Origin of the sequence: Bradyrhizobium sp. CCBAU 25338, from assembly GCF_028128965.1 — a bacterium.
Lineage (GTDB): Bacteria > Pseudomonadota > Alphaproteobacteria > Rhizobiales > Xanthobacteraceae > Bradyrhizobium > Bradyrhizobium liaoningense.
The window spans coordinates 650,603-674,104 of record NZ_LFKY01000002.1 but is presented as its reverse complement, the minus strand read 5'-3'; the positions used below and the strand labels follow the sequence as shown (position 1 = coordinate 674,104).

25 protein-coding genes are annotated in these 23,502 nt (G+C 62.6%); 15 read left to right on the top strand and 10 right to left on the bottom strand.

Annotated features, from left to right (window positions below; genetic code table 11):
* Nucleotides 1-49 precede the first annotated feature (49 nt).
* The 7 genes from ACM42_RS04575 (at nt 50) to ACM42_RS04545 (ending at nt 7,278) form a co-directional block, all read left to right on the top strand.
* A complete protein-coding gene (locus ACM42_RS04575; protein WP_271526800.1) occupies nt 50-538 on the top strand; it encodes a chemotaxis protein CheW in 489 nt (162 codons plus the stop codon).
* A 59-nt stretch (nt 539-597) separates the two neighbouring features.
* Nucleotides 598-2,400 (top strand): methyl-accepting chemotaxis protein, encoded by a 1,803-nt coding sequence (locus tag ACM42_RS04570; protein ID WP_271526799.1) that lies wholly within the window; start codon nt 598-600, stop codon nt 2,398-2,400.
* Nucleotides 2,401-2,533: 133 nt separating this feature from the next.
* Nucleotides 2,534-3,388 (top strand): CheR family methyltransferase, encoded by an 855-nt coding sequence (locus ACM42_RS04565; protein ID WP_271526798.1) that lies wholly within the window; start codon nt 2,534-2,536, stop codon nt 3,386-3,388.
* 16 nt (nt 3,389-3,404) lie between these two features.
* Nucleotides 3,405-4,496, top strand: a complete 1,092-nt coding sequence (locus ACM42_RS04560) for a protein-glutamate methylesterase/protein-glutamine glutaminase (RefSeq protein WP_271526797.1) — start codon at nt 3,405-3,407, stop codon at nt 4,494-4,496.
* A gap of 5 nt (nt 4,497-4,501) precedes the next feature.
* Nucleotides 4,502-6,229: a chemotaxis protein gene (locus ACM42_RS04555; RefSeq protein ID WP_271526796.1), complete on the top strand. Its 1,728-nt coding sequence runs from the start codon at nt 4,502-4,504 to the stop codon at nt 6,227-6,229.
* 150 nt (nt 6,230-6,379) lie between these two features.
* Nucleotides 6,380-6,823: a hypothetical protein gene (locus ACM42_RS04550; RefSeq protein ID WP_271526966.1), complete on the top strand. Its 444-nt coding sequence runs from the start codon at nt 6,380-6,382 to the stop codon at nt 6,821-6,823.
* A gap of 170 nt (nt 6,824-6,993) precedes the next feature.
* Nucleotides 6,994-7,278 carry a hypothetical protein gene (locus tag ACM42_RS04545; protein ID WP_271526795.1) on the top strand — a complete coding sequence of 95 codons (285 nt, stop codon included), beginning with the start codon at nt 6,994-6,996 and terminating at the stop codon, nt 7,276-7,278.
* A gap of 10 nt (nt 7,279-7,288) precedes the next feature.
* Here ACM42_RS04545 and ACM42_RS38465 read toward each other — a convergent pair whose 3' ends face one another.
* On the bottom strand, nt 7,289-7,654 hold the full coding sequence (locus ACM42_RS38465) for a VanZ family protein (RefSeq protein ID WP_333921126.1): 366 nt from the start codon (nt 7,652-7,654) through the stop codon (nt 7,289-7,291).
* Nucleotides 7,655-8,499: 845 nt separating this feature from the next.
* Here ACM42_RS38465 and ACM42_RS04535 point away from each other — a divergent pair.
* Entirely contained in the window at nt 8,500-8,916 is a 417-nt protein-coding gene (locus ACM42_RS04535; protein WP_271526794.1) for a hypothetical protein, read from the top strand.
* Nucleotides 8,917-9,200: 284 nt separating this feature from the next.
* A complete protein-coding gene (locus ACM42_RS04530; RefSeq protein ID WP_271526793.1) occupies nt 9,201-9,479 on the top strand; it encodes a hypothetical protein in 279 nt (92 codons plus the stop codon).
* A gap of 18 nt (nt 9,480-9,497) precedes the next feature.
* On the opposite strand, the gene ACM42_RS04525 is transcribed toward ACM42_RS04530, so the two are convergent.
* Nucleotides 9,498-10,724 carry a hypothetical protein gene (locus ACM42_RS04525; RefSeq protein ID WP_271526792.1) on the bottom strand — a complete coding sequence of 409 codons (1,227 nt, stop codon included), beginning with the start codon at nt 10,722-10,724 and terminating at the stop codon, nt 9,498-9,500.
* Between the two features lie 504 nt (nt 10,725-11,228).
* On the opposite strand from ACM42_RS04525, the gene ACM42_RS04520 reads away from it, so the two are divergent.
* A complete protein-coding gene (locus ACM42_RS04520) occupies nt 11,229-11,468 on the top strand; it encodes a hypothetical protein (RefSeq protein ID WP_271526791.1) in 240 nt (79 codons plus the stop codon).
* A 24-nt stretch (nt 11,469-11,492) separates the two neighbouring features.
* Here ACM42_RS04520 and ACM42_RS04515 read toward each other — a convergent pair whose 3' ends face one another.
* Nucleotides 11,493-11,732, bottom strand: coding sequence for a hypothetical protein (locus ACM42_RS04515; RefSeq protein ID WP_271526790.1), 240 nt, complete (start codon nt 11,730-11,732; stop codon nt 11,493-11,495).
* 547 nt (nt 11,733-12,279) lie between these two features.
* On the opposite strand from ACM42_RS04515, the gene ACM42_RS04510 reads away from it, so the two are divergent.
* A complete protein-coding gene (locus ACM42_RS04510; protein WP_271526789.1) occupies nt 12,280-12,690 on the top strand; it encodes a hypothetical protein in 411 nt (136 codons plus the stop codon).
* A 48-nt stretch (nt 12,691-12,738) separates the two neighbouring features.
* Here ACM42_RS04510 and ACM42_RS04505 read toward each other — a convergent pair whose 3' ends face one another.
* Nucleotides 12,739-13,401, bottom strand: a complete 663-nt coding sequence (locus ACM42_RS04505) for a hypothetical protein (protein ID WP_271526788.1) — start codon at nt 13,399-13,401, stop codon at nt 12,739-12,741.
* Between the two features lie 64 nt (nt 13,402-13,465).
* Nucleotides 13,466-14,203: a metallophosphoesterase family protein gene (locus ACM42_RS04500; protein ID WP_271526787.1), complete on the bottom strand. Its 738-nt coding sequence runs from the start codon at nt 14,201-14,203 to the stop codon at nt 13,466-13,468.
* Between the two features lie 193 nt (nt 14,204-14,396).
* Here ACM42_RS04500 and ACM42_RS04495 point away from each other — a divergent pair, with 193 nt between their 5' ends.
* Nucleotides 14,397-15,023, top strand: a complete 627-nt coding sequence (locus tag ACM42_RS04495; protein WP_271526786.1) for a transglutaminase-like cysteine peptidase — start codon at nt 14,397-14,399, stop codon at nt 15,021-15,023.
* Between the two features lie 13 nt (nt 15,024-15,036).
* Here the strand turns inward: ACM42_RS04495 and ACM42_RS04490 are convergent, their stop codons facing one another.
* From ACM42_RS04490 to ACM42_RS04480, 3 genes are all read right to left on the bottom strand, one after another.
* Nucleotides 15,037-15,978, bottom strand: coding sequence for a hypothetical protein (locus tag ACM42_RS04490; protein WP_271526785.1), 942 nt, complete (start codon nt 15,976-15,978; stop codon nt 15,037-15,039).
* A gap of 468 nt (nt 15,979-16,446) precedes the next feature.
* Nucleotides 16,447-16,722: a hypothetical protein gene (locus tag ACM42_RS04485; protein WP_271526784.1), complete on the bottom strand. Its 276-nt coding sequence runs from the start codon at nt 16,720-16,722 to the stop codon at nt 16,447-16,449.
* A 77-nt stretch (nt 16,723-16,799) separates the two neighbouring features.
* On the bottom strand, nt 16,800-17,162 hold the full coding sequence (locus ACM42_RS04480) for a hypothetical protein (protein WP_271526783.1): 363 nt from the start codon (nt 17,160-17,162) through the stop codon (nt 16,800-16,802).
* Nucleotides 17,163-17,640: 478 nt separating this feature from the next.
* Here ACM42_RS04480 and ACM42_RS04475 point away from each other — a divergent pair, with 478 nt between their 5' ends.
* Together ACM42_RS04475 and ACM42_RS04470 are read left to right on the top strand one after the other, a co-directional pair.
* A complete protein-coding gene (locus ACM42_RS04475) occupies nt 17,641-18,843 on the top strand; it encodes a polysaccharide biosynthesis/export family protein (protein WP_271526782.1) in 1,203 nt (400 codons plus the stop codon).
* A gap of 172 nt (nt 18,844-19,015) precedes the next feature.
* The gene (locus ACM42_RS04470) at nt 19,016-19,597 is read left to right on the top strand and encodes a hypothetical protein (RefSeq protein ID WP_271526781.1); all 582 of its coding nucleotides are present in this window, start codon (nt 19,016-19,018) and stop codon (nt 19,595-19,597) included.
* A 68-nt stretch (nt 19,598-19,665) separates the two neighbouring features.
* Here the strand turns inward: ACM42_RS04470 and ACM42_RS04465 are convergent, their stop codons facing one another.
* Nucleotides 19,666-20,523, bottom strand: coding sequence for an FkbM family methyltransferase (locus ACM42_RS04465; RefSeq protein ID WP_271526780.1), 858 nt, complete (start codon nt 20,521-20,523; stop codon nt 19,666-19,668).
* A gap of 51 nt (nt 20,524-20,574) precedes the next feature.
* Entirely contained in the window at nt 20,575-21,495 is a 921-nt protein-coding gene (locus ACM42_RS04460) for a glycosyltransferase family 2 protein (RefSeq protein ID WP_271526779.1), read from the bottom strand.
* A 488-nt stretch (nt 21,496-21,983) separates the two neighbouring features.
* Between ACM42_RS04460 and ACM42_RS04455 the strand changes: the two genes are divergently transcribed.
* A complete protein-coding gene (locus ACM42_RS04455; RefSeq protein ID WP_271526778.1) occupies nt 21,984-23,465 on the top strand; it encodes an O-antigen ligase family protein in 1,482 nt (493 codons plus the stop codon).
* The last annotated feature ends 37 nt before the right edge of the window (nt 23,466-23,502 follow it).

The following is a 23,502-nucleotide window of genomic DNA, read 5'->3' as shown; positions in this document are numbered from 1 at the left end:
TGTGCCGGGCCGCATTCATTTGCCAACCTCCGGATTCTTGGACTGCATCATGGCCGCAACCTCGCAATATCTGACGCTCGGGCTCGCCGGCGAGACGTTCGGCATCAGCATCCGCAATGTCCGTGAGATCCTCGACATGCGGCCGATCTCGCGGCTTCCGCACGCCCCGAACTTCCTGCTCGGCATGATCGACGTGCGCGGCAGCGGCTATCCGATCGTCGACCTCCGGACCAAGCTCGGCCTGCCGAGCGTGCCGTCCACCGAAGCCACCCGCATCATCATCCTAGACGTGCCGATGAAGGACCGCCTGGTCGGCGTCGGCTTCGTCGCCGACTGCGTGTTCGAGGTCACCGACATCGACGAGCAGGCGATCGAGCCCATCCCCGAGGTCGGCGGGAAATGGCAATCCGACTATGCCGTCGGCATCGGTCGCAAGGGCGAGAAGTTCGTCGTGATCTTCGACCTCGCCAAGCTGATGGCGAACGACAAGATCCCGGAAGGGCGCGATGCCGGCGCGGACGCACCTCGCGCCGCCTGAGTTGCAAGAGTCAAGCGTGATCACGCGTAAACACCCCAATTCGAACCAACGAGACTGACATGAGATTCACCGTCAAAGCCAAGCTTGCCAGCGCCTTCGGCGTCGTCATCCTGCTGTCCATGATCGCCGGCGGCGTCGCGTATCTGAAGTTGAACGACATGGTCGCGACGGCCGAGCACCTGTCTGCCCGTGCCGGCCGGCTGGCAAAGGTTGGCGAACTTCAGGAGGCCGTCCTGCTTCAGGTGCGGGCCGAGAAGAACACTATCCTCGCGGCGGAAGCCGACCAGGACAAGTTCATCGGCCAGATCGCCCAACTGCGCGAACGCGCGATGAAGGTGAAGGACGAGGTCTATTCCAGCGCAAGCGAGACCGGCAGGAAATTGATCGATACTTTTGCCGTTGCCTACGCGAACTCCAACGCGGTACAGGATCAGACGCTTGCGCTCGCCAAACAGGACAAGGCCAGGGCGACCGAGCGGTCGATGACCGAGGGCCTGAAGGCCTCCACGCCGGCACTCACGGCGGCGAGCGACTACATCAATTATGTGAAGAAGCAGATGGCCGCGGAGAGCGAGCAGGCCAAAGTCGACGGAAGCCACGCCACCCTGATTCTCGTTTCCCTGATCCTCGCCTCGCTCGTCATCGCCATCGCTGCCGCGACCTGGATGGCTCTGAATATCAGCCGTTCGCTTTCCAGCGCGGTCGGCCTTGCCGATGCGGTGGCGATCGGCGATCTCAGCCAAAAGATCGATTCATCCAGCAATGATGAAATCGGCGACCTCATCAAGTCGCTGAATGCGATGACCGTCAATCTCAATCAGACCGCCGCGGTCGCCAATGAGATCGCGCAGGGCAACCTCATGGTCGAAGCCAAGCCGCTGTCGGACAAGGATACGCTGGGCCTGGCACTCGAACGCATGGTGGAGAAGCTTCGGCAGATCGTCGCAGAAGCCCTCACCGCCGCGCAGAACGTCTCGGCCGGCAGCCAGGAGCTCTCCGCAAGCGCCGAGCAGCTGTCGCAGGGCGCGACCGAGCAGGCCTCCTCCGCCGAGGAAGCCTCGTCCTCGATGGAGGAGATGGCCTCCAACGTGAAGCAGAACGCGGACAACGCCAACCAGACCGAGAAGATCGCCGCGCAGTCGGCCAAGGATGCGGAAGCTTCGGGCGCAGCCGTCGGCCGTGCCGTCAGCGCGATGCAGACCATCGCCGAGAAGATCACGATCGTGCAGGAGATCGCGCGCCAGACCGATCTGCTCGCGCTCAACGCCGCAGTGGAAGCCGCGCGCGCCGGCGAGCACGGCAAGGGCTTTGCGGTGGTCGCCTCCGAGGTGCGCAAGCTCGCCGAACGCAGCCAGGCGGCCGCGGCCGAGATCGGCACGCTCTCGACCGACACCGTCAAGGTGGCGCAGGAGGCCGGCGCCATGCTGTCCAAGCTCGTTCCCGACATCAAGAAGACCGCTGAGCTCGTCGAGGAGATCACCGCGGCCTGCCGCGAACAGGACGTCGGTTCGGCGCAGATCAACCAGGCGATCCAGCAGCTCGACAAGGTCGGCCAGCAGAACGCCAGCGCCTCCGAGCAGGTGTCCTCGACCTCGGAGGAGCTCGCCTCGCAGGCCGAACAGCTCCAGTCAACCATCGCCTACTTCCGCATCGAGCAGGGCGGAAAGGGCCACGCCGCCGCGCCGATCGACCGGGCGGTGAATCAGCTGCGCGCCAAGGCGGCCACCATGGCGGCGGTCGAGCGTCCGGCCAAGAAGCCGCTGGCCAAGCCGGCGCGTGCCGTGAAGGCTGCCGGTGGCGGCGGTTTCGCCTTCGACATGAACGACGGCGAGGACGATCGGGACGCCGATTTCCAGCGCTAAGATTCTGACGCGTCGGCCCGCCATTGGCGGGCCGGTCCGTCTTCGGCAATTTTAGCTAAAGTGTAGGATTCCAGATGCTCCGTATGGCCCGTTATGCAATGCAGGTGGCCGTCCCGGGTCGGGGCAAGCAGCCATGATGCCTGCCATGCAGGACACGGCCGTGCATCTTTCGGACCGCCATTTCCGCACCATCGCCGAATTGATCGAGGGCCAGGTCGGCATCAAGCTGCCGCAGGGCAAGCGGCTGATGCTGGAGGGACGGCTGCACAAGCGCGTGCGCGCGCTGAACTTCTCCGACCTCAACGAATACGTCGAGAACCTGTTCGAGGCGGACCATTTCGACACCGAGCTCACTCATCTCATCGATGTGGTGACGACCAACAAGACCGACTTTTTCCGCGAGCCGCAGCACTTCACTTTCTTGCGCGAAGTCGCGGTTCCCGCCCTGCTCAAAGCGCATGGACGGAGAAACGCGAATCTGAAGATCTGGAGCTCGGCGAGCTCGACCGGCATGGAAGCCTACACGACCGCGATGGTGCTGGACGACATGACGCGGAGCGGCTCGCGCTTCCAGTACCGCATCCTCGGGACCGACATCTCGACCGCGGTGCTGCGCCTCGCCAGGACGGCGATCTACAACCGCGACGTGCTCGCGCCCGTGCCGGAGCAGTTCGTGAAACGATATTTTTCGTCGTCCCGGGACAGGTCGCGCGGCGAAGTGCGGATCGTACCTGAGCTGCGGCGCATGACGCACTTCATGAGGATGAACCTCATGGACAAGTCTTATCCCGTCGATCGCGACGTCGATATCATCTTCTGCCGCAACGTCCTGATCTATTTCGAGCGCGAGACCCAGCGCAAGGTGGTGGAGCAATTGTGCAGCCATCTGCGCCCGGGCGGCTATCTGCTGGTCGGGCATTCGGAATCGATGATTCACAGTGCAGTGCCAGGGCTGAAGCAGGTTCAGCCAACCATCTTCCAGGTCTAGCCGGAGCGCAACCAGAATGCCGAGGGAGAAAGTTCGCGTGCTGATCGTGGACGATTCGGCGTCGGTGCGCCAAATCCTGCTGACGATCCTGAGTGAAGATCCCGAGATCGAGGTGATGGCGACCGCGTCCGATCCGTTCGTGGCGGCCAAGCGGCTCGAGAAGGAGCTGCCTGACGTCATCATCCTCGACCTCGAAATGCCGCGCATGGACGGCATGACCTTCCTGCGCAAGATCATGGCGCAACGTCCGATACCGGTGATCATCTGCTCCTCGCTGACCGAAGAGGGTTCGAACGTGATGTTCGAGGCGTTCGAGGCGGGTGCAGTCGACATCGTGCCGAAGCCGAAGATCGACACACGGCAGGCGCTGCTCGAATGCTCCACGCGGCTGCGTGAGGCCGTGAGGTCGGCCGCCCGCGCCCGGGTGCGCCCGCGCGCGGAGCGTCGCGCAATCGAGAAGAAGCTGACCGCCGATGCCATCATCCCGCCGCCGGTGCAGGGCAAGGTCCGGCCGACCACGGAACGCATCGTGTGCATCGGTGCCTCGACGGGCGGCACCGAAGCGCTCAATGACGTCCTCGAGGTGCTGCCGCTGCACTGTCCGCCCATCGTCATCGTCCAGCACATGCCGGCAGGCTTCACCGCAGCCTTTGCCAGGCGTCTCGACGGCGTCTGCCAGATCCGGGTCAAGGAGGCCGAGGACGGCGAACCGGTGCTGCCGGGTTGCGCCTATATCGCGCCGGGAGCCCGCCACATGCTGCTCCAGCGCATCGGGCTGCGCTACCAGATCGCGATCAAGGACGGGCCGCCGGTGTCGCGGCATCGCCCGTCCGTCGACGTGTTGTTCCGTTCGGCGGCCCAACATGCCGGCGCCAACGCGCTCGGCGTGATCATGACCGGCATGGGCGATGACGGCGCGCGCGGAATGCTGGAGATGCGCAAGCTCGGCGCCTCGACGCGGGCTCAGGATGAAGAGAGTTGCGTGGTGTTCGGCATGCCCAAGGAAGCCATCGCCCATGGCGGCGTCGAGAAGGTCGTATCGCTGAACCATATCCCGCGCGAAATCATGCTCTGGTATCAGACCGGGCACGTTGCGGTGGCAGGTTGAGCGCAATGTCCGTCATTCCCGCCGACACGCTTACCGAGGCGATCGCCGCGATCGAAGATGTCTCCTCGCGTATTGAGGACGTGTTCGCGCGCGTCGGTCACGAGCTCGGACGCGGACATCTCATCTTCAAGGAGCTGAACCAGGGCCTCGCAACGCTGTCCTCGGAGCTCTCCGGTGCCGAGATCGAAGGCGCCGCGACCGCGCTACAGGAAATCGCAGCGCGGCTCAGCGACCTGGCGCAGGCGCTGCCGGCCGAGAGCGCCCTGCTCGAGACGATCGGCAAGAGCACGGCGGAGGCGTCTGCCTTGCTCAAGCCGTTGTTCAAGCACATCCAGATGATCACCATCATCGCCCGCAGCGCGCGGATCGAGGCAGCCGCGCTCGACGGCGATCGCGAGGGCTTTCTCGCCTTCACGCAGGAAGCCTATGATCTCGGCAAGGCCGTGCAGGGCGCGATCGAGGGCTGTGCGCGGGATCAGCAGCGCCTCTCGGAGGCGGTCGCCACCGCATTCGGCCGGCAGAAGGAGTTCGAGAGCCGCTACCGGAATCAACTGGCGGCGGAGAGCGTCGAACTCGGCTCCGCCTATTCCGGATTGCATGATCAGCGCCGCAACAGCAGCCATCTGGCCGACCGCGCAAGCTCCAGCACCAGGAAGATCGCCGAGGCGGTCGGCAGCGCGATCGTTTCCCTGCAGGCGGGCGACAGCACGCGTCAGCGTCTCGAGCACGTCTCCCACGGCCTCGCCCTTGTGTCTGGAGCCGCCCCGGGCCTCGTTCCCGAACCGATCGCGAGCGATGACGGGGCGCGTGCGATCTGCCAGTTGCAGGCGGCCCAGCTCAGGGATGCCCAGCGCGAGTTCGGCGGCGACATCGGCCAGATCGTCCGCGCGCTGACCGCCATCCTGCACGATGCGAGCAGCGTTGTCGGGCACGGCCGCACGTTGTTCGGCGGGGAGGATGGCGGCTCGTCGTCGTTCCTGACACGCATCAAGCAGACGCTGGCGCACGCATCGGCGCTGATCGCCACCTGCGAGGGTGCGGGCCGATCGGTCGACGAGGCGCTCGCGATCGTCGAGGATACGCTGACGAAATTTCGCCAGGCGATCGCCGGGCTGGCCGAGGCGACAATCGACATCACGCTGATCGGAATGAATGCGGGCCTCAAGGCCAGCCATCTCGGCAGCCGCGGCAGCGCTTTCGTCGTCATTGCCAACGAGCTCAAGGCAACGGCCGACCAGGTCTCGGTGGGAGCGGGGCGTTTGAGGCCCGTGCTCGACGGCATCGAGCGGTCGGCCGGCGAGCTGAAGGAGCTCCGCGTGCAGGGCGATCCCACGCAGCTCGCCAAGCTCGAACCGCAGATCCTCCAGGCGCTGCGCGAGGTCGAGGCCGGCAATGAACGGCTCGGCAAGCTGATGAGCCGGCTCGTCGATGAAGGTGCGGAATTCGAGGGCCTGATGAATTCGGCGCAAGGCCTGATGACCACGCTCGGCGAAGGTTCTGCGGCATTGCCCGCGGTCGCGGCGCGGCTCGAGGCCGCGAGCGCAGCCGCGCAGCAGCCGCGGCCGCAAGCGCAGGACGAAGCGGTGCTCGACCAGCTCTTTGCGCGCTACACGATGGAACGCGAGCGGGACGTGCATCGGGCGTTCCTGCAAACGTTCGGGCTGGCGTCGATCGCCGCCGTGCGCCGGGTCGAGGCAGTCGAGACCGCGGACGACGGCATAGAATTGTTCTGATCTTGCCGCGGGCGCCGCCTCCTGCGCCGGCGGAAATTTGACGGATTGACTTTGCACGGCGTTAACCGTGGCGGAATGCTCACCGCGCCGGTCATTGTCGCGCCCTACGGTTCGTTGCAAATACGCGTGGAAATCACGACGGGTGTCTCCATGCTGAAAGAAGGCAAATACGCGGCGTGGTTCAGAACCGCGCAAGCGCAAGGCACCGGTATCGTGCATCTGGCCCAGGGGCGGATTTCCGGCAGCGACAGCTTCTTCACCTATGGCGGCTCCTATCAGTTCCATGACGACCAGCGTTTCACGGCCGTTCTAACCACGCGGCGACATGCCGACGGGCCGCCGACCGTGTTCGGGCTCGACGAGGTCGAGGTCGATCTCTCGGGCGTATATACCGGTGCGATGGCGACCTGTTCGGGAACGGCCCGGGAAGCGCCTGACGTGAAGTTCGAGGTGACGCTGATCTACAGCCAGGAAGACGCTCCGGCTGCCGACGCCCGCAGCGCGGTCGTGAAGCTCAAGGCCGATAAGCTGCCCAAGGGGCTCGACGGCCGTTCCCGCAGGCGGCATCCGTTCACGGCTGGCTCGCCCAAGTAAGAGCCAGATCGACGACGCTCCGCGTAGCTTCACGAGAAGCCTGCACCTGCCGCCCTGATTAGCATTGCATTGACATTGTTGTCTCGAAGTCACGCCGCGGCCGCGCTGAAGCAATGCCGCCTTTAGAAGCGAGAGCTAGTATTGTGGCCGGTCAAGCGTGGTGGAAGAACATGCCTCAAATCTGGATGACATACGACGAACTCGGTGCGCTTTGCGGCTGCGGCGCAATGGAGGCCCGGGACCGCGCCATCCATTTGTCGCTCGATCGTCGCAAGAGCCGCGATGGGATGACACGCGTCAAACTCGATCTGGCACTGACGGTCAAATTCTTTGCATCCGTTCGCGAGACGGATTTCGATCTCGATTTCGCCATTGAAGCGCTGCAGAACACCCATCGGCAGATGGCCGAACTGCTGGCTCCCTCCGAGCCCCGCAACAGCCGTCGGGTGGCTTGAGCCGGCCGCCTTAGGAAGGTGGTCTGGGCAAGAAAGCCAGGATCATCTGGGCGAGCATGACGCCCACGGTGCCTCCCGCCGCCTTCTGCAGCACGTCGAGGAAGCCCGGATCGCGGTCGGGTATGAACGCCTGCAGCAGCTCCAGCCCCATAGCGACCGCGATGACGAGAGAGCAGGCCAGACCGAACCGTCCGGGCAGCAGGAAGGAAAGCAGGAAGCCGAGCAGCCCGTAGGCGCTGAAGCGCTCGATCACGACGACCCAATAGGCCTCGTGATGCCCCATGAGTGCGGGTCTGCCCGCCAGCCTCGCCAGGGTGGCATAGACGATGAGCGCAAGACAGATGCTCGCAGCTGCTATGATGTGGTTCCTGCGCATGACGCCAACATACAGGGTTGGTTGTTCGTCAGGTTCGAAAGCCGAAAGTATCGTTAAAGGCGTCTGCCGCCGTCGCCGCTCGCACATGCCTGCTTTCAAGGTGATACGTTCGGGCGGTTCGACGTTGCAGGCGCCGCGACGGACTGTGCGGAGTGAGGTGTGCGGCGTGAGCCGCGCCGAAGTCAGGTCTTCTTGCCCGTCTTCGACTTCAACGAAAGGCCAAGCCGTAACGCCATGCGCTTGATCGCATCGGGCGAGCGCCCGAGAATTTTCGCCGCTTGCTCCAGCGAGGCTGAAGACTTCGCCAACTCCATGAGCCGGCGGTCTTCCTTGAACGACCAGGGCCTGCGCGCCATCACGAAACGATCCTCTCGTCGACACAACGACAAAGCCGCCAAGCGGACCCATATTCGCTCGACGGCTTTGCTTGGGCGGGGCCGGGCTTTGGGGGAGCCCGGTGCGAGAGATGGATAAGCGGTTCGTGAAAGTTCGCAACAAACAACGCGGATTAAGCTAACCTCTCAACCTTACCGAGAAGAAGTTGGTGCATGGCGCTCCGTATAAGCGCGGATGTTTCGTCAATGTCGTCTGCAACCGCCAGCGGCCGCATTCGAAATCCGCCGAAACCGTCTTCATCAATGCGAAGCGCAGACGTGCTCGTCCACCGTGCGCTTGCCGCTTCGTGGCTGCTTGCCGGATGAACACGGGATTCGGCCTCATTTTGACTATATCCTTGGCTGGTCTGGATCGCACAAAGCCGGCTGGGACGGGAGCAAGCTTTAAGCTTTGTTAACTATGTCTGACCGATGGTAAGCCGCCTGAATCTCGAATGTGGGATGGCCCAAATGTTTCAGCTGTTCCTGAGAGCGCGCGCGCACAATCTTCTCGGCTCCCGCCGCGAGGACAAGGGTTTCAAGGCCCGCTCCGTCGAGCGCGATGCGGAGACCGACCGCGTGCGGATCGGTGCCGTCCTGGCGGCGATCGAAACGGCATTGCAGGAGGCGGAGAGGGAGCAGGCCGGGCTCAACCGGCGCGTTGACGATGCCCTGGCGCGTGCATCCGTCACCTTCGGAAACGGGACCGACGAATATCTCGAGCGGGAGCCGCTCGACAATTATCATCAGGATCTCTTCGCGGCCGACATCTCGAACGGCCAGCGACGGCTCAAGGAATTGGCAAGCACCATTGCTCACTTGAAGTTCGTCAAGACCGCAATGCTCACGCGTTTTCCGGATTTCAAGCCGCCGCAGCTCGACAGCTAGCGCTCTGCAGCCATCCCTCGAGACGCGCGCATCAGGCGGGCTCCTCGGGAGGGACGGAGTGCGCGACAACAGCTTCAACGGCCACGGACGCCGAATAGCCTCGTCCTGAGGAGGCGCGTAAGCGCCGTCTCGAAGGAGGAGGCGTGCACTCAGGATGCCGCCAGGAGTCGTATGCGGCACCCAGCGCAGACCGCGTGACAATTCGGTATCGCTTTGCGGTTTGGTGCTGCGATCCTTTTTGCTATGGTTCCGGCAAGCATTGACGGATTTGAAGGAGAGCAGAGGTGCCGGTCAAAAATCTACAGACATTGGTTGGATTGGCAGGTGTTTTGACTCTGGCTGCGCCGGCGACGGCTTCGGCCATCACCGCCGAAGTGGCGCGCGCATGCGATGCTGCGGTCGCCAGGGCCTTTCCACCCAGACAAATCGGCAATCCCGCGGCCGGCAGCGCCAAGGGAACGGGCAAGGATCAGCGCGAATACTTCCAGAAATGCGTCGCCAATAACGGCAAGGTCGATGACATGCCGGCGGATGCGCCAAAGGACAACAGGCCTTCAAAATAAGAAACGGGGACGCCGTGGCTAGCGTCGTGGCGGCGGACAGGGCGAGTAGAACGCGCCGTTCGCCGCATTGATGCGTTCGACGCATTGATTGGGATCGGTGACCGTTCCGGCGACCGTGAAGTCGTAGCCCATCCCCTTGACCACGACGATGTAGCGGCCGGGAGCGAGCGTGAAGCCGTCCTGCTCCGGCTGGAGCAATAGCATTCGCGACTGCTGTTCGATCGGACCTACCTTGTAGGGGTAGGACATGCTGCGGATGACCCAGGAATCGCCGGCGTTGACCATGGCGGCTTTCCCGCTGGCATCGACGCCCAACGCCCGGGAAACTTTCGCGACGACCCGAACTTCGGTGCCGCTTGCGTCAACGCCCCCATCGGGTCTGAACACGATGAATTTGACATCGCCATCCGTCAGTGTGGTCACGCTCGGTGCGTTGATCGCTGCCGAGATCGCGACGCGCCGGTCCGGAATCTTTCCGGGCACCGGCTTGAGCTCATGGAGTTGGCCCTCGCTCAAGGCGTAGACGCCGAACGTCGTCGGCAAAGGCATCGAGGGTTGCGCAACTGGCGCCGGCTCCTTTGGGTTCTCCGACGTTCTTTCCACGGTCTCGCCCAGCGAGGGACTCGGAATGGTGGTCGGTTGAGGATCCGAAGTCTTCGCGCGCTCGGACGGCGGCGCCACCTGCGACAATGCGGTCAGTTGTGTCCTCAGCCGTGGCCAAGAGACGATCGCGGTCCCGGCGCCCGCAATGAGCAGGGGGATGGCGGTCAATCGAATGAGGGAATTGAAGGCCGCCCTCTGTTTGGGACGGTCGGGCGATCTCGGCGATGCGACAGGACGACGTGGCGTTTCCGCGGCCATGGAAGGGGTCGGGGAAGCCAAAGCAGGCGACGTTGGAATGGGCGGGGGAGTAACCCGCGCGTGAGGAGGGGCATCGACTTGCGGAGAATTCGACGCGACGGTGGCACTCGCCTTTGCCGATGAGGAAGTTCCGCCTCGCTCAAAGGACCGTTCGACCTCCCGAATGGCGCGTTCGAGGACTTGCTGGAGCTCTCGTGCTTCCCACGCACTGGCGGGGGTGAATTGTTCCAGGAGCTTGACGCGGGCCAACTCGTAGACGACATCCCGCATCTGCCGCGGGTCGTCGGAGATCTCGCGGATCCGCCCCGACAGCAGGCGGACGAGTCCGGCCTTGATCTCTTGCGCCTTCGAGGCGTTGGCTGCTGTGTCGCCGGTCTCGGTCATCAAGGCCGATCAACTAGCCCGGATAATGCTGTTTCGCTAGGCTTTTCACCCCGGCTCCCCTCGGGCGGGTGGGCCGCTCTATGGCCGCCCCTGCAAAGGTCCTGCACGATCGTCTCGAGGCGCTTGCTTTTGGGCAGAAACCTGTGACATTTCGTCCGGCTCCTCATTCCGGTGTTTGACCATGCGCGGCGTTTTGACAGCAACCATGTTTTTGGCCTTCCTGGTTCAGTCTGCTTCTGCGCAAGGGACCAAGGATCAGGCCAACACCACCAGCTCCAGCATCATCACGACACCGACGAAAAAAGCGCAGACCACCCAAGCAGCGTCCCGGCCGACCGCTGTCCGGAACGTGACGGGGAGCCTTCCTGCCGGAAGGGCCGCCCAAGGCGTTTGGAGGGATGGCAAGCTGGTTGCCGTGCCCAGGTGAGGGCCCGCAACGAACCGTCAAGCAGCCGTGAAGGAACGGTGTCCGGCTCCCTGACGTTCTTGATCGGGAGATGTCGCATGAAACGATTAGTCTTGATCATACTCGCGTTTGCCGTGCCTGCCGGCGCTTGGGCCCAGGGCGTCAATGACCCCTCGACGCCCAATCGCAACGTGGTCATCGTCAACCCCTCGCAGCCCTCGCCTCCCAACGCCACGCGGAATATTCCGAGCCGGATCGAGCCGCCGGTCACGAGCGGCGGACGCGCCCGGCCCTATCACGGGAACAGAACCCGGGGGAGCGGGTCGAGCCGCTATTAGCCGCCTGACGGGCTGTGAGACAGGCTATTGTGGGTTGACCTCGACCTCCAGGGTCGAGGTGCCGGGGTCGTGCCGGTTCTTGCCCGAGATCAGCAGCGTGAACTTGTCGGCACCGCGCGTCGTGCTTTCGGCCGAATAGCGGAAGCCGGACCCGACCACCGCCAATTGCCCTCGCGATGGTCCGCTCACGACCGAGACGTTGAAGATCTGCATGTACGACCAACGTAGCCCCTGGATGCAGTCGGCTCCGGGTTCGATCGACATCGTCCATCTCACCGTATCCTGCGATAAGGCGAACGGCGTCCGTTCCTTGATGCAGAGGGGGCTGGCCTGCGCCGCGGGGCCCGATATGACGGAAGCCGCAACGGCAACACCTGCCAGCAATACCGGACTTGCACGCATTCTCAGCAACTCCACAGGGCGAATGCCGAAAGTTAGCAGCAATGACCTAATGAGGTCTTAGAGCAGAGTTTGCCCTTGAGCCGATCACGTGACGCGGATCTCAGGTTCTTCGGTCATCCGGTCGACCTCTCTCCGGACCATGCCATTCTGCCCCTGTTTTGCCCGACGGTCAATTCCATTTCGGAAAACTGTAACCCATTGATCCGACTGGCTCCGGCTACTGTGCATGGGGTTGTTTTTCGATTTTTTGCGGGAAGGCCCCAGGGAAGCTGGTCCGCGAACTGGCTTTCCTGCCACTGACAAAGGTGTAGGCTGAGGTGTGGAAGATGAGGACGTTGCCCAATGGCCGTCCTTGTCGCTCTGTCAGGGAGTCACCAGCGTGCGAACGGGTCGACGTGGTCACTGTGAAATGCGGTTTGGGACGCTGTCTCGGACGGTCGCAACCGTTGCCGGTGTACTCGGCCTTGGTCTCGCCTGTCCGGCCTTGGGTCTCGCCCAGACCGAGCTGGCGCCCTCGCTCAACGACTATCTTCCATCCAGCGAGCCGGAAGTCACGCGCGACGAATGGCGCCAGCGGGTCGAGGACGCACGGCGCCGCGCCAAGGACGTCTTGCACGAGCGGCGGGAGCATCCCGAGCTCTCCAAGCCCATTCCGGTAGATCCGGACCTTGTCGCGACCGAGAGCCTGCTCAACGATGAAAGCCTGCAGCGAGGCGACATCGTCGCGACCAAGAAGGGCATGTTCGTCTACAAGGGGCGGTCCGATCAGCCGCGCCGCGATGAGGACTTTGTGCCGGTCAATCCGAAATCGGTACGCTGAGGAATTCGCTGCAGCCCCGGAAGCGATAGCCACAAGGCTGAAGCGGGCTCAGTATCGCCGCAAGATCTCGTTGAATTTGGGATCGGTGATCTTCGTCGTCTCCAGCAGCAGCGATTTGCCTTGCGGCGTTGCCTGCACATAGGCCGCGATCAGCAGAGGCTCGTAACGCGAGCGATTGGCCAGCGCCGACCGGATGTCGGATTGCGCCAGAAGCTTGATCTCCTCATCGGTCGCCGCCGCGCTCGACGTTACGGTCCGGACGCGAGCGAAGGCAACGTCGATCGGCACCGATCCGGTCAAGTAGGACATCTTCACCGCCGGCGTGACCGCTTCGCCGGATTGGGCCTGTAGCGTGCCGAGCGTGAGCCACAGCGCGGGCCGGATCGGTGAGACTTTCAAGGCAGCCAAGACGGCGGCCTGGGCTGCCTTGTTCTCGCTGGCCCTGCCGCCCGCCTCGGTCGACGGAGGTCGAAGAACGTCAGCGGCCGTCGCTGCCGCGTAGTTCGCAAGCAGGTCGCCATCCCATGAAAACGCGGCCAAGCCAGCGGCGGCTGCCAGCTTCGCCTTGTCGGGCGGAGGCTCGCCCGAGAACAAATCGACGGCACGAAAGTTCGGCCTTGTCAGATCGCCGTAGAACGCCATGCCGGCGTGAAGCGCCAGCACGATTGCGGTGCAGATGCCGACGACGCGAAGCAGGATCATGCGGTTCATGGAGGAATTGACGAGGCCTGTGCGGGCGGGCCCGACGACGGGACCGAGGTCCAGCCAGCACCCTTTAAATTGCCAGCAGACTATCGCCCTGGATGGTCAGCAGCGTCAAGTTTCCGGTCGCGTAGGCTCCGGTGTCGATGTTGATGCGGTTCGGGCGGATATCGGGCGCGCTGACTGGCGTATGACCGTGAACGACATATTTGCCGAAGCGCTCCTCGGAGGCCAGGAATTCCTCGCGGATCCAGAGCAGATCCTCATCCTTCTGACGATCGAGCGCGACGCCCGGCTTGACGCCGGCATGGACGAAAAAGAAGTCGCCGCACGTGAAGGAGGAGGGCAATTGCTGGAGGAAGGCCAAGTGTTCGGTCGGCAGCGCGCGTTTCAGTCCCTCGATCAGTTCGACCTGCTGTTCCGCGGACGGATTCATGGTCGGCGTGATGCCGTAGGAGACCAGCGTCAGCAGGCCGCCATAGTGGCGCCACTCCTGCAGGCGGGCCGGGTTCTTGAGGACCTCGAGCAGGAAGACCTCGTGGTTGCCCTTCAGGCAAACCGTCTCGTGCGATTTCGAGCGTTCGATCAGGAGATCAAGAACGGCGCGTGAGTCCGGGCCGCGATCGACATAGTCACCGAGAAAGACCTGAATGGCGCGTTCGGGGGCCGAGCGGGCAAGATCGACGTCGATCACGGTTAACAGCGATTGAAGCAAGTCGGCACGGCCGTGCACGTCGCCGATCGCATAGACGCGAACGCCGTCGGGAAGCCGAGGCTTGGTCTTCTTTCGAAAATGGCTGGAAAAGCCCATCAGGTCGGTCGAATCGCTTCTGGCGTCACGAGCGGATCATCGCGACCGCTCTTAGCAGAACAAGTCACGCATCGGTATTCTTAATTATTTCCGACCGCTTAGCCCGCATTTTGATTAAAGGATTGCGCGGCGATTGAGCCGTATTTCAAGGCGTCTCGCGTAGCGTCTCCCCAACAAGAACGGGGAGCGCAACATGCGCAAAGTCGTGAAATTCCTGGCGGCTGTGGCCGCAATCGTCGTTGCTGCGGGGGTGCAGCAGAATGCGGAAGCCGCCTTCGTCGGCGCGCCCATGGGGCTGCGCGGTGCCATCCAGTACATCAAGTTCGAGCAGCCGACGCTGGCGCCGATGGCATTCACCATCTTTTGCCTGAAGTACAAGGACGAGTGCAAACCGCGGCCGCAACAGATCGTCTTCCGTGGCGGACGCCTGAAGCTCACGGCCCAACGCCTGGCGCAGATGCAAGAGGTCAACCAGCGGGTCAACAGCGCGATCCGTCCCGAACCCAACTTGGAAGGGCTGCGCGGCGAAAAGTGGTTGCTGCATCCCGCGAGCGGCGACTGCAACGACTACGCTGTGACAAAGCGCCACGATCTGATCGCCAAGGGCTTCCCGGCGCGTTCGGTGCTGCTCAGCGAAGTCGTGACCTCCTGGGGCGAGCATCATCTCGTGGTCGTGGTGCGGACCTTCTCAGGCGATCTCGTGCTGGACAATCTCTCCGGCCACATCATGCCCTGGTCGAAGAAGCCCTATCGCTGGGTCCGCATTCAATCGCCCAAGAACCCGAACTACTGGGCCTCACTCGGCGATCGCTCCGTCTGAGAGCAGCCGGGCTTCATCGCGAGGATTGGCTGACGCTCTGCGACAGCCCCAGCCCCACGATCACCGAGAGACACAGGATTGCTGCCGGGCGCAGCAATCCGGGACCTGCGAAGCTCTGGACCAGCGCAAAGAGAACGCAGGCCGCGGCTGCCGCGGGAAAGAACGAATCGCGTCCGCGCTGCAGAGCGCCGAAGAACAGGCGGACCAAAGCGATCAGGCTCACGGCTATCATGGCAGCCAAGCCAATCCATCCCATCCCCGCAAAGACGGCCATGGCCGCAGAGGGCGCGGTCAAGACAGCTCCGGCATCGCTCTGATAGATCCTGCCCACCGCAGCAAAGGTCCCGGCACCAGCGCCGAACCAGCGCGTGTCGGCCAACATGCGCTCGAGGGCGGCCTTGGTCTCGGCTCCCATCTCCGGGACGAGCCGCATCAGGACCGGCCCGGAGTGCTTCTCGAAGAGGAAGGTGAGCACGATCGCCGCGCCGATCAGGGCTGCCACGGACAATGCGCTCGCGGCCAATGGTGACAGGTCCAATCTGCGGATGACGAGGATCAGCAGCATCAGCACAACGCCAAAAGCCGCCGCGATTGCGCTGTTCGTTCCGGAAAACCAAAAGATCGCGGCGGCGCTGACCAAAGCTCCGACCAGGCCGCAAAGGCCGATCGCGACCGAGCGAAGCACCGAGTGATGCGTTTCGGCCCGTTCAGCGGCGAGCTGCATGACCGCCAGATTGAGCATGAGGCCAAGGCCCGCCAAGGTCGTCGTGAGGTCATGGGGAACGTCTGCAGCAAGCGCCGGCAACAGCCTATGCAAGTCGAGAATCAAGGCTGAGACCGCGGCTACGCCGCTCAGCACAAGGAGGATCAGCTGGGCCCGGCTGCGGTTGCGCACGACTAGGATGGTGACGCCGAGCAACGAGATCGCCGCAAGCGCCAGCAGCAGCGCGTTCACGGTCAAGCCGATATCGGCTGTGATCGGCCCGAACGGCAGGCCGCCGAGGACCTCGTGAGCGCTCGCCCAGATCGGATGCGCCCAACTCAGCGGAAGAGGGACGAGTTGGGCGGCGATGCACAGCGGAATGGCGGTCAGGATCCGCCGGCCCCACGAGGTCGCGCGAACATAGTGATCGTAGCCGGCCTTGCGCGTGCTCGAGGCGGCCGCCAGCAAGCTCAGTGCTGCGGCCATCGTCGCGAGCTGTGCCCCGAACTTGACGCCGGCGATTTCGAGAGCGGAAGCGGAAACGATGGAAACGATGAGGGCAAAATAAGCGAAGGACAAACGGCGCTCGAGGGGAATCCTGAAACGATCAGGTCACCATACAAGCGAGCGGTGGGTTTTCAAGCAGAGGTCTTCGCAGGCAACCAGCCTGGCTTTCGCGCGCCCCACGAGGGGGCTGGTGGCAGCCTCAGCCCGGCGTCATCAGCGCACAGACTTGACCGGGCGGGCAAATACGCGCCCGGCGCGCGCGGCAGCAAGGCCAAAGCGGGCCCCTGACCCGAAGAGATAGCCGCTCTGCAGGGCAATGGCTGCGAACACCATGCCTTTCAGGCTCTCGACCACCGTGAGATCGACCATCAAGCCGACCGGGACGGCGGCGAGCAACATGACGAAGATCAACGGCAGGAGCACCAGGACGCGAAAGCGCTGCCCCAGCACGGCACCGACGAGAAAGCTGAAAATCAAAAGCGCCGTCATCCGAAACACCTCTCCGTGCTTCGGACCCTAGGTTCCCCTCCCTAAAAGGACCCTTAAGTTGTATGGCTAAATTTGGCCTATTGGCTGCAATTTGCCAGCAGCGAATGATAGGCCTCTCGCAGCCCGTTCAGGGCCACTACGCCCTTTATCTCGCTGTCGCCTTCGCTGACCGCCACGGACAGCGAGGCCGCTGTCTGCCACTTGCCGGCGGCAAAGGCAGAGACCTCGTCGGGTAGCAGCACGGTAGCGCCTGCGGCCGCCATGCGGGCGTCGAAGGTCAAGGTGCCGCCGCCGTTCGCGGCGATCGTGACCTTAGGGCGGCTCCGCGGCGGGAAGGGCCGGATCAAGGCCACCAGCACGTCGATCTTGCCCTGTGGCGCACAGCGGACGATCAGGCCGGCAAAGTCCGGGTCCGACTGGGCCGTATCCGCGGTCTTCATGATGGCGGCGAAGCTCTCGCCGTCCTTGGCCCCCTGGGTCCGGGTGAATTTCCAGACGGAGGAGGGGTCCGGTTGGGCAACCGCAACACGTGGCGCTTCGTGACACGAGGATTCTGCGCTGCCAGGGCAGGGGGCGGCAGGGTTCCACGGCCGACTAGCGGCGCCGAGGAGGGAACCTGCCAACAGCGAGATCAGAAGGAGGCCAGACACGGGGGAGTCCTATCCTGAATGGACCCAGCTTTAGCAAAGGGCGGCGACGCCCCCGCCCGACATGCTGAGGCCTCAAGTTGCGCATTTTGCCCGCCAGCCGGGCACACGAAATACAACAAATGGTCACAAAGGGTTAAACCAAGCCTCCAAGAGTGGCTTGTAAGCAACAGTGGCCGACGGATCGCTCCGTTAACCGCTGGGAACGCTTGTCGCACCCACCCCCTAGGCCGTACCAACTTACGTCAATTGGGACTATCGGGCGCGATTCATGTCATCTATTGCCAAGACCTATGTTTTGAAGCCTGCGTTTCTGGCGGTCGCTTTAGCGCTCGGGGCCTGTTCGACCAATCCCGGCTCGGGTCCACTGACGGACGACGTCAACAACAAGATCCAGACCGAGAACGCGCCGGCCTACGAGCTGGTGCCGCTCAATCCGGCTACGGTGAAGATCCTGCACACCCATGAGCCCAAGGGGCTCGCCGGCGTGTTCACCGATCGCCGTCCGCCCGCCAGCATCGTGTTCGGCATCGGCGACGTGGTCAGCGTCACCATCTTCGAAGCCGCGGCAGGCGGTCTGTTCATCCCGGCTGAAGCCGGCGTCCGTCCGGGTAACTTCGTGACCATCCCGGACCAGGCGGTGGACAATGACGGCTTCATCACCGTGCCCTATGCCGGCCAGATCAAGGCCGCGGGCCTTACAGCGGTCCAGATCCAGCGCTCGATCATCGAGAAGATCGGCAACCGCGCCATCGAGCCGCAGGCGGTCGTTGCGATGTCTTCGCAGCGCACCCAGCTCATCAGCGTGCTCGGCGAGGTCAATTCGCCGGCGCGTTATCCGGCGAGCGCGGCGGGTGCGAAGGATCGCGTGCTCGACGCGATCACCCGCGCCGGCGGCATCAAGGGCCAGGGCTTCGAGACCTGGGTCATGCTGGAGCGCGGCGGCAAGCGGGCGACCGTGCCGTTCGAAAATCTCGTGATGGCGCCCGAGAACAACGTCTATGTTCGTCCCGACGACAGCATTTATGTCTATCGCGAGCAGCAAAAGTTCCTGGCGTTCGGCGCCAGCGGACAGAGCGGCGAGTTCAACTTCGATGCCTGGCGCATCAACCTCGGCGAAGCGGTCGGCAAGGCCGGCGGTCTGCTGGATGGCCAGGCCGATCCGGCTGCGGTGTATCTCTATCGCCGCGAGCCGCGCGAGGTCGCTGCCCAGCTCGGCATCGACGTGAGCAAGTACACGTCAGAGACGATCCCGGTCATCTTCAACGTGAACTTCCGCGATCCGGGCGGCTTCTTCCTCGCCACCAAGGTCATGATGAAGAACCAGGACATCATCTACGTCTCGAACTCGCGCAACGTCGAAGTCGCCAAGTTCCTGACCTATCTGCGTGTGATCATGGCGACCGGCAGCGATGCCGTGAACCTCTCCAACGATGCCTTGATCTTCCGCAACAACATCAAGCTGGCGCCGTAAGACGCCAACTTGATCGACCAAGACCGATGGCACCGGGCCTTTGTCCCGGTGCCATTTTCGTTTAGCAATCGAAGCGGTTCTGCCGGGGCTGCGAGTTCGGGATTTGGATCAAGGTGCCACTGAACACGGCGTGCCGGTCATCGGTCCACCCCGCAGTGTTGCAAGGGGCTTCATGCGGTTTCGAGCATTCTGGCGTCTTCCGGCGCTCGTTCCTCTCGCCTTCGGGCTTGCACCGATCGGAAAGGCTCTCGGGGCTGCCGCGGAGCTGGGCGTCCGCCATCGGATCGACGTGATGGTCTCCGCCGAGCCCGATGCTCCGATCCTGTCGCGCCTGAGGGGGGCCAAGGGCGAGCTGTCCTTGACCGTTCGTCTCTCGGCGAACTCCAAGGAGAGCAAGTTCTTCGGCATGCTGCGCCCGTCTTTTCCCGATATCGTCGTTCCCGATGGCGCCGGCAAACCGCTGGTGCAACAGACCAAGCTCTGGGAGGAGGAGGTCTGCCATCAGCGCCGCGGCCTGCCGAAGGTCACCGTGACCCAGCTCGGCGGGCATTTTGCGGACGGCGAGGGGCGGATCGAGATATCCGCCCTCAACCGGCACATCGGCCTTCTGGTCCCGCCCGACGAACTAACGCCCGGAATAAAACTCGATCCCGGGAGCGATAGCCTCGGGGCATTCTATGCCTTCCGGGCGCAGACCCGGAACAGCCGCCTGAATGTGGATCTTAGGATCTACTCGATCGATTGCCCTCTCTAGTTCGGGCAAGGAGCGATCAGCTCCGGCAAATGGGCTGGTGCCTCCCGATCTGATCTGCTTCCGATGCGCTATCGCGCGGCGTGCGTGTCGTACCAACCCGCTGGAGGAAAGTCCGGGAAGCGGTAGTCCTTTCGCCCGGCCGCGCGCACCAGCGCGGCCTGAATCCCGCCAAGCATGCGGAATACGCTCTTTCGCCCCTGGAAGATGCCTGCGTCTCCCGCCAGCGCATAGCCGCGGAAAATCCCCTTGTAGACCTCGAGCGCTTCGAACATGTCCATCCACCGCCCGGGCAATTCGTTGCCGAACAGCCCGCTGCTGCCTTGTTCGAATCTGTGCGGCTGGAAACAGCCTTCGGTCGCCGGCTGAGGCGGCTCCTGCAGGGAGACGAGGCTTTGATCCACGATCTTGTATTTGGAATAGCCCAAGCTCCTGAGCAGTTCGAACTCCCTTACGAGATCATTCCAATTCTTCTTCTCGGACTCGATCGACACAAATCGCGGGGGGTCGGAAATGTTCTCGAGTGATGACAATGCGTCAAGATCGTTCCCTTCGATGTCGATCTTGCAATATCTGGGAATGCCGTGGTCGCGCATGATATCGGCCAGCCGCTCGGCTTTAACCGTTATCTTTTGCACGCTCGCTGCGCCCAGCATCTGGTTTCGCTTGACCCACTCGAGATTTGCCGTTCCCCAGACCGAGTGCTCGGTGTTGACATAGAAGTCGATATTCCCCGGCGTCTTGGCGACGGCCAGGTTGAGGATCTTCAGTTGCCCTGTGGCAACCTGCTGGGAAAACTGCTGGCCAAGTGCGGTACAGAATTCCGGTACAGCTTCGATGGCAACGACCTTGAATCCCTTTTTGAGATAGAACCCGGTGTCTTCACCCTTATGGGCGCCGAGATCGTAAATGAGGTTTTCGTCAATCATGGTTTTCGTACTCGTGTCCAGGTCGTGATGAGCGTCGTGCGCAATGCGTTTCTAGCGGTGGAAAGACAAGATGTTGGTTGGATGAATTGATCCGGCAATCAAATCCGTCACTGCAGCCATGTTTCCGGCAAGCCTGCCTCGATAATCGATCATCGGATGCTCGCGAAGCGAACGCAGCGCGTTGGACGCGAGCGCTCGCGTCCAAAAATATGCGCATTTTCCGAGGGTAATTGTTCCTTTGCGCGCAAGGTAGAGCGGATTAGCGAGCTGCGAGTAGCCATATTTGTAGCCACTGACCCGTCCAGACTTCGACCCGAGATGCACACCGATCAAGTTTGAAGCTCGATAGATGTCCGAGAATTCCCTGATCTGTCCGGAAAAATCCGTATCCTCCAGCCAGCCATAGAGCGGAAGATTCTCGTCGAATGCACATTGGTCGAAGACTGTCGCCCTGAAGGCCATATTGCATCCGTACAGGCCTTCCTTCCACTTGCTGTGTCCGATCTGATCGCTCGCCCGAGGCAGCGCCAGCGCATCCGAAGCCTGCTCTTCGGTGATTGCGATGCTGCCTCTTGCCCCGTCCATGATCACCGCTCCTGTAACGGCGAGGACCTGTGGACTTGCAGCAAACAGCGCTTCGCACTTCTGCAGCCAATCGGCTGCGGGCCTGAAGTCATCGTCGAAGAAGACAATGATCTTCGCAAGCCAGGCCTCGGGAGTGCTTATCCTCTTGGCCGTCTGCACGCCGTGGTTTCTCTGCGACGTCAGTCCCGGCCGAGGAGAAACCAGTCGGTGCACGCTCGGATCATTCGGGACGGCGGCAGCACCGGGCAAATCCTTGGGCAAATCCTCGGGTTCAGCGCCCACGAGCACGACGTTGTCAGGCGCTCGTTCTTGAAGTCGAAGCTGGTCTAGAAGAACTTGAACGTCTGCCGGTCTGCCGCGTGTCGCTAAGATGACGTCGATATTCAATTTACCCTCGCAGAGCGACGGCCAGCAACGCTGGTCGTTTGACATAAGAACTTCGTGGAAACGTTCGATCGGAAGCAGAAATTCTCCCGGAAACAGTCCGCCGGCAATTGGCGACGTGAGCTTTCGCAAGCCTGGAGATGCGGTGCGGGCGAAGCACTACCGGACCACGTTGCGAAAATCCAGCGTAGATGATTGAAATTGGGACCGTCCAGCCCCTTCATCGGATGAGATCCGCGCTTGGGGCGAACCGTATTGTTAACAAACTCGAGGCTGCCAGGATCGGGACGCATTGCGGAGCAGGCCGGCAGTACGCTCTCTCTCTTCACTGTGCTCCCGGATGAGTTGACGCCGGAAATTAACCTCTGTAGGCGGGGTACGGTTCAGAATGGATCATCCATCGCCGTCTCTTCCGAGTGCGGCACTTGCTGGACGCCTGCGGGATCATCCGCTCTAATGTATTCTCCACTGGGGGGCGTCAGACGAAAGCGATGGGCCGTGTTTCGATGAACATTCGCTGGTCGGCTGATCTCGTAGCCAGCTGTGTGCTGTTCTTTGTTGTAGCGAGCGCGCCGTTCCCGTTTGGGTCGACCAACAATCTGGCCATTGCCTTCTGGTGCGCTTGTCTGGGAATTGCCTTGATATTTGCGCCAGTGAAGGCCCTGCGTCGTCCCCATCTCTGGATCATCGCCGGCATCTTCATCGTTGTCGCGGCTTACGGGATCGCGCTGCACGAACAGCTGTCTGACAGCCCGTGGATTGCGCCATATCATCCGATCTGGAAGCAGCTCGGCTCGCTGGTCGATTCAGCCGTTGCGCCATCGGCCTCGATTGTCAGGCACGAAGCTTTCTTCGCTCTGGGGGCGCCACTTGCAAACATTTTGGCTATTCTGGCGGGGCTCGTCATTGGAGCCGACGCGAGGCGTGCACGCCAGATAATGCTGGTGATTGCGCTCTCAGGCAGCTTCTACGCTGCATATGGCGTCCTCTCGTTCCTCATCGAACCGACCATGATTCTGTGGCGCGACAAGACCGCCTATCTCAGTAGCGTCACCGGCACGTTCATCAACCGCAATACCGCCGCTGCCTATTTCGGCTCATGTGCGGTCATCTGGATACTTCTGCTTCTTACGGACGTGCGCCGCCACCTTCCCGGGGGACGCTTCAGATGGAGCAGTCTCTCCCGCGATCTGACTAAAATTCCGCAGGCTTCGATAGCTCTGAAATTCGCCGCACTCCTGATCTGCGTCATGGCGATGTTCATGACTGGCTCGCGGGCGGGCGTGGCTGTTTCGCTCCTCTCCATGATCTTCGTCTTTGTCGTCTTTCTCCGGAAGGACCTTCCGCCGCGCACCGGCGTCTGGATGGCCTTGGCGGCCGCGGCCTTGGTCGCTCTCGTTCTCTTGGAATTGCTCGGTGGTCGTGTCGTGGGCCGCTTCGATAGCCAGGGGCTGACCGATAGTGGCCGGCTGGAGGGGTGGAAGTCCTCGCTGCTCATCATCGCCGATAATCCCTGGTTCGGCACTGGGATGGGGACTTTCCAGTCGGCGTTTCCAGCCTTCCGCAGCCCGAATATTTCTATGCGCGGCACCTGGAATGCAGCCCATTCGACCCCTCTGGAGGTCGCTTTGGAGACTGGAATTCCGATGACGCTGCTCCTGGCGGCCGGTTGGGCGGTCATGTTCACAGTGCTTGCGCGCGGGGTGTTCAGCCGCAAGCGTGACGCTTCGATTCCCCTGGCGGCCATCGGCATTGCACTGCTGGCGTTGCTCCATTCCGGCCTCGATTTCACGTTGCAGATACCGGGTTACAGCATCCCCTTCTTTGCGCTTTTCGGGGTCGGCCTAGCGCAATCCTTTCACTCCGGCGAGGGGAGCGTCGAGCCGAAAGGGGCTGCGGCAAATGCGCTGTCGACCGGTGCTCGCACTTCGGGATCGCCAAAACAGTCCTCTTTCCAGGTACTTGGGCCTTAACTATTCCTTTAGAATTGGTGGACAGCACTGCCTCTTT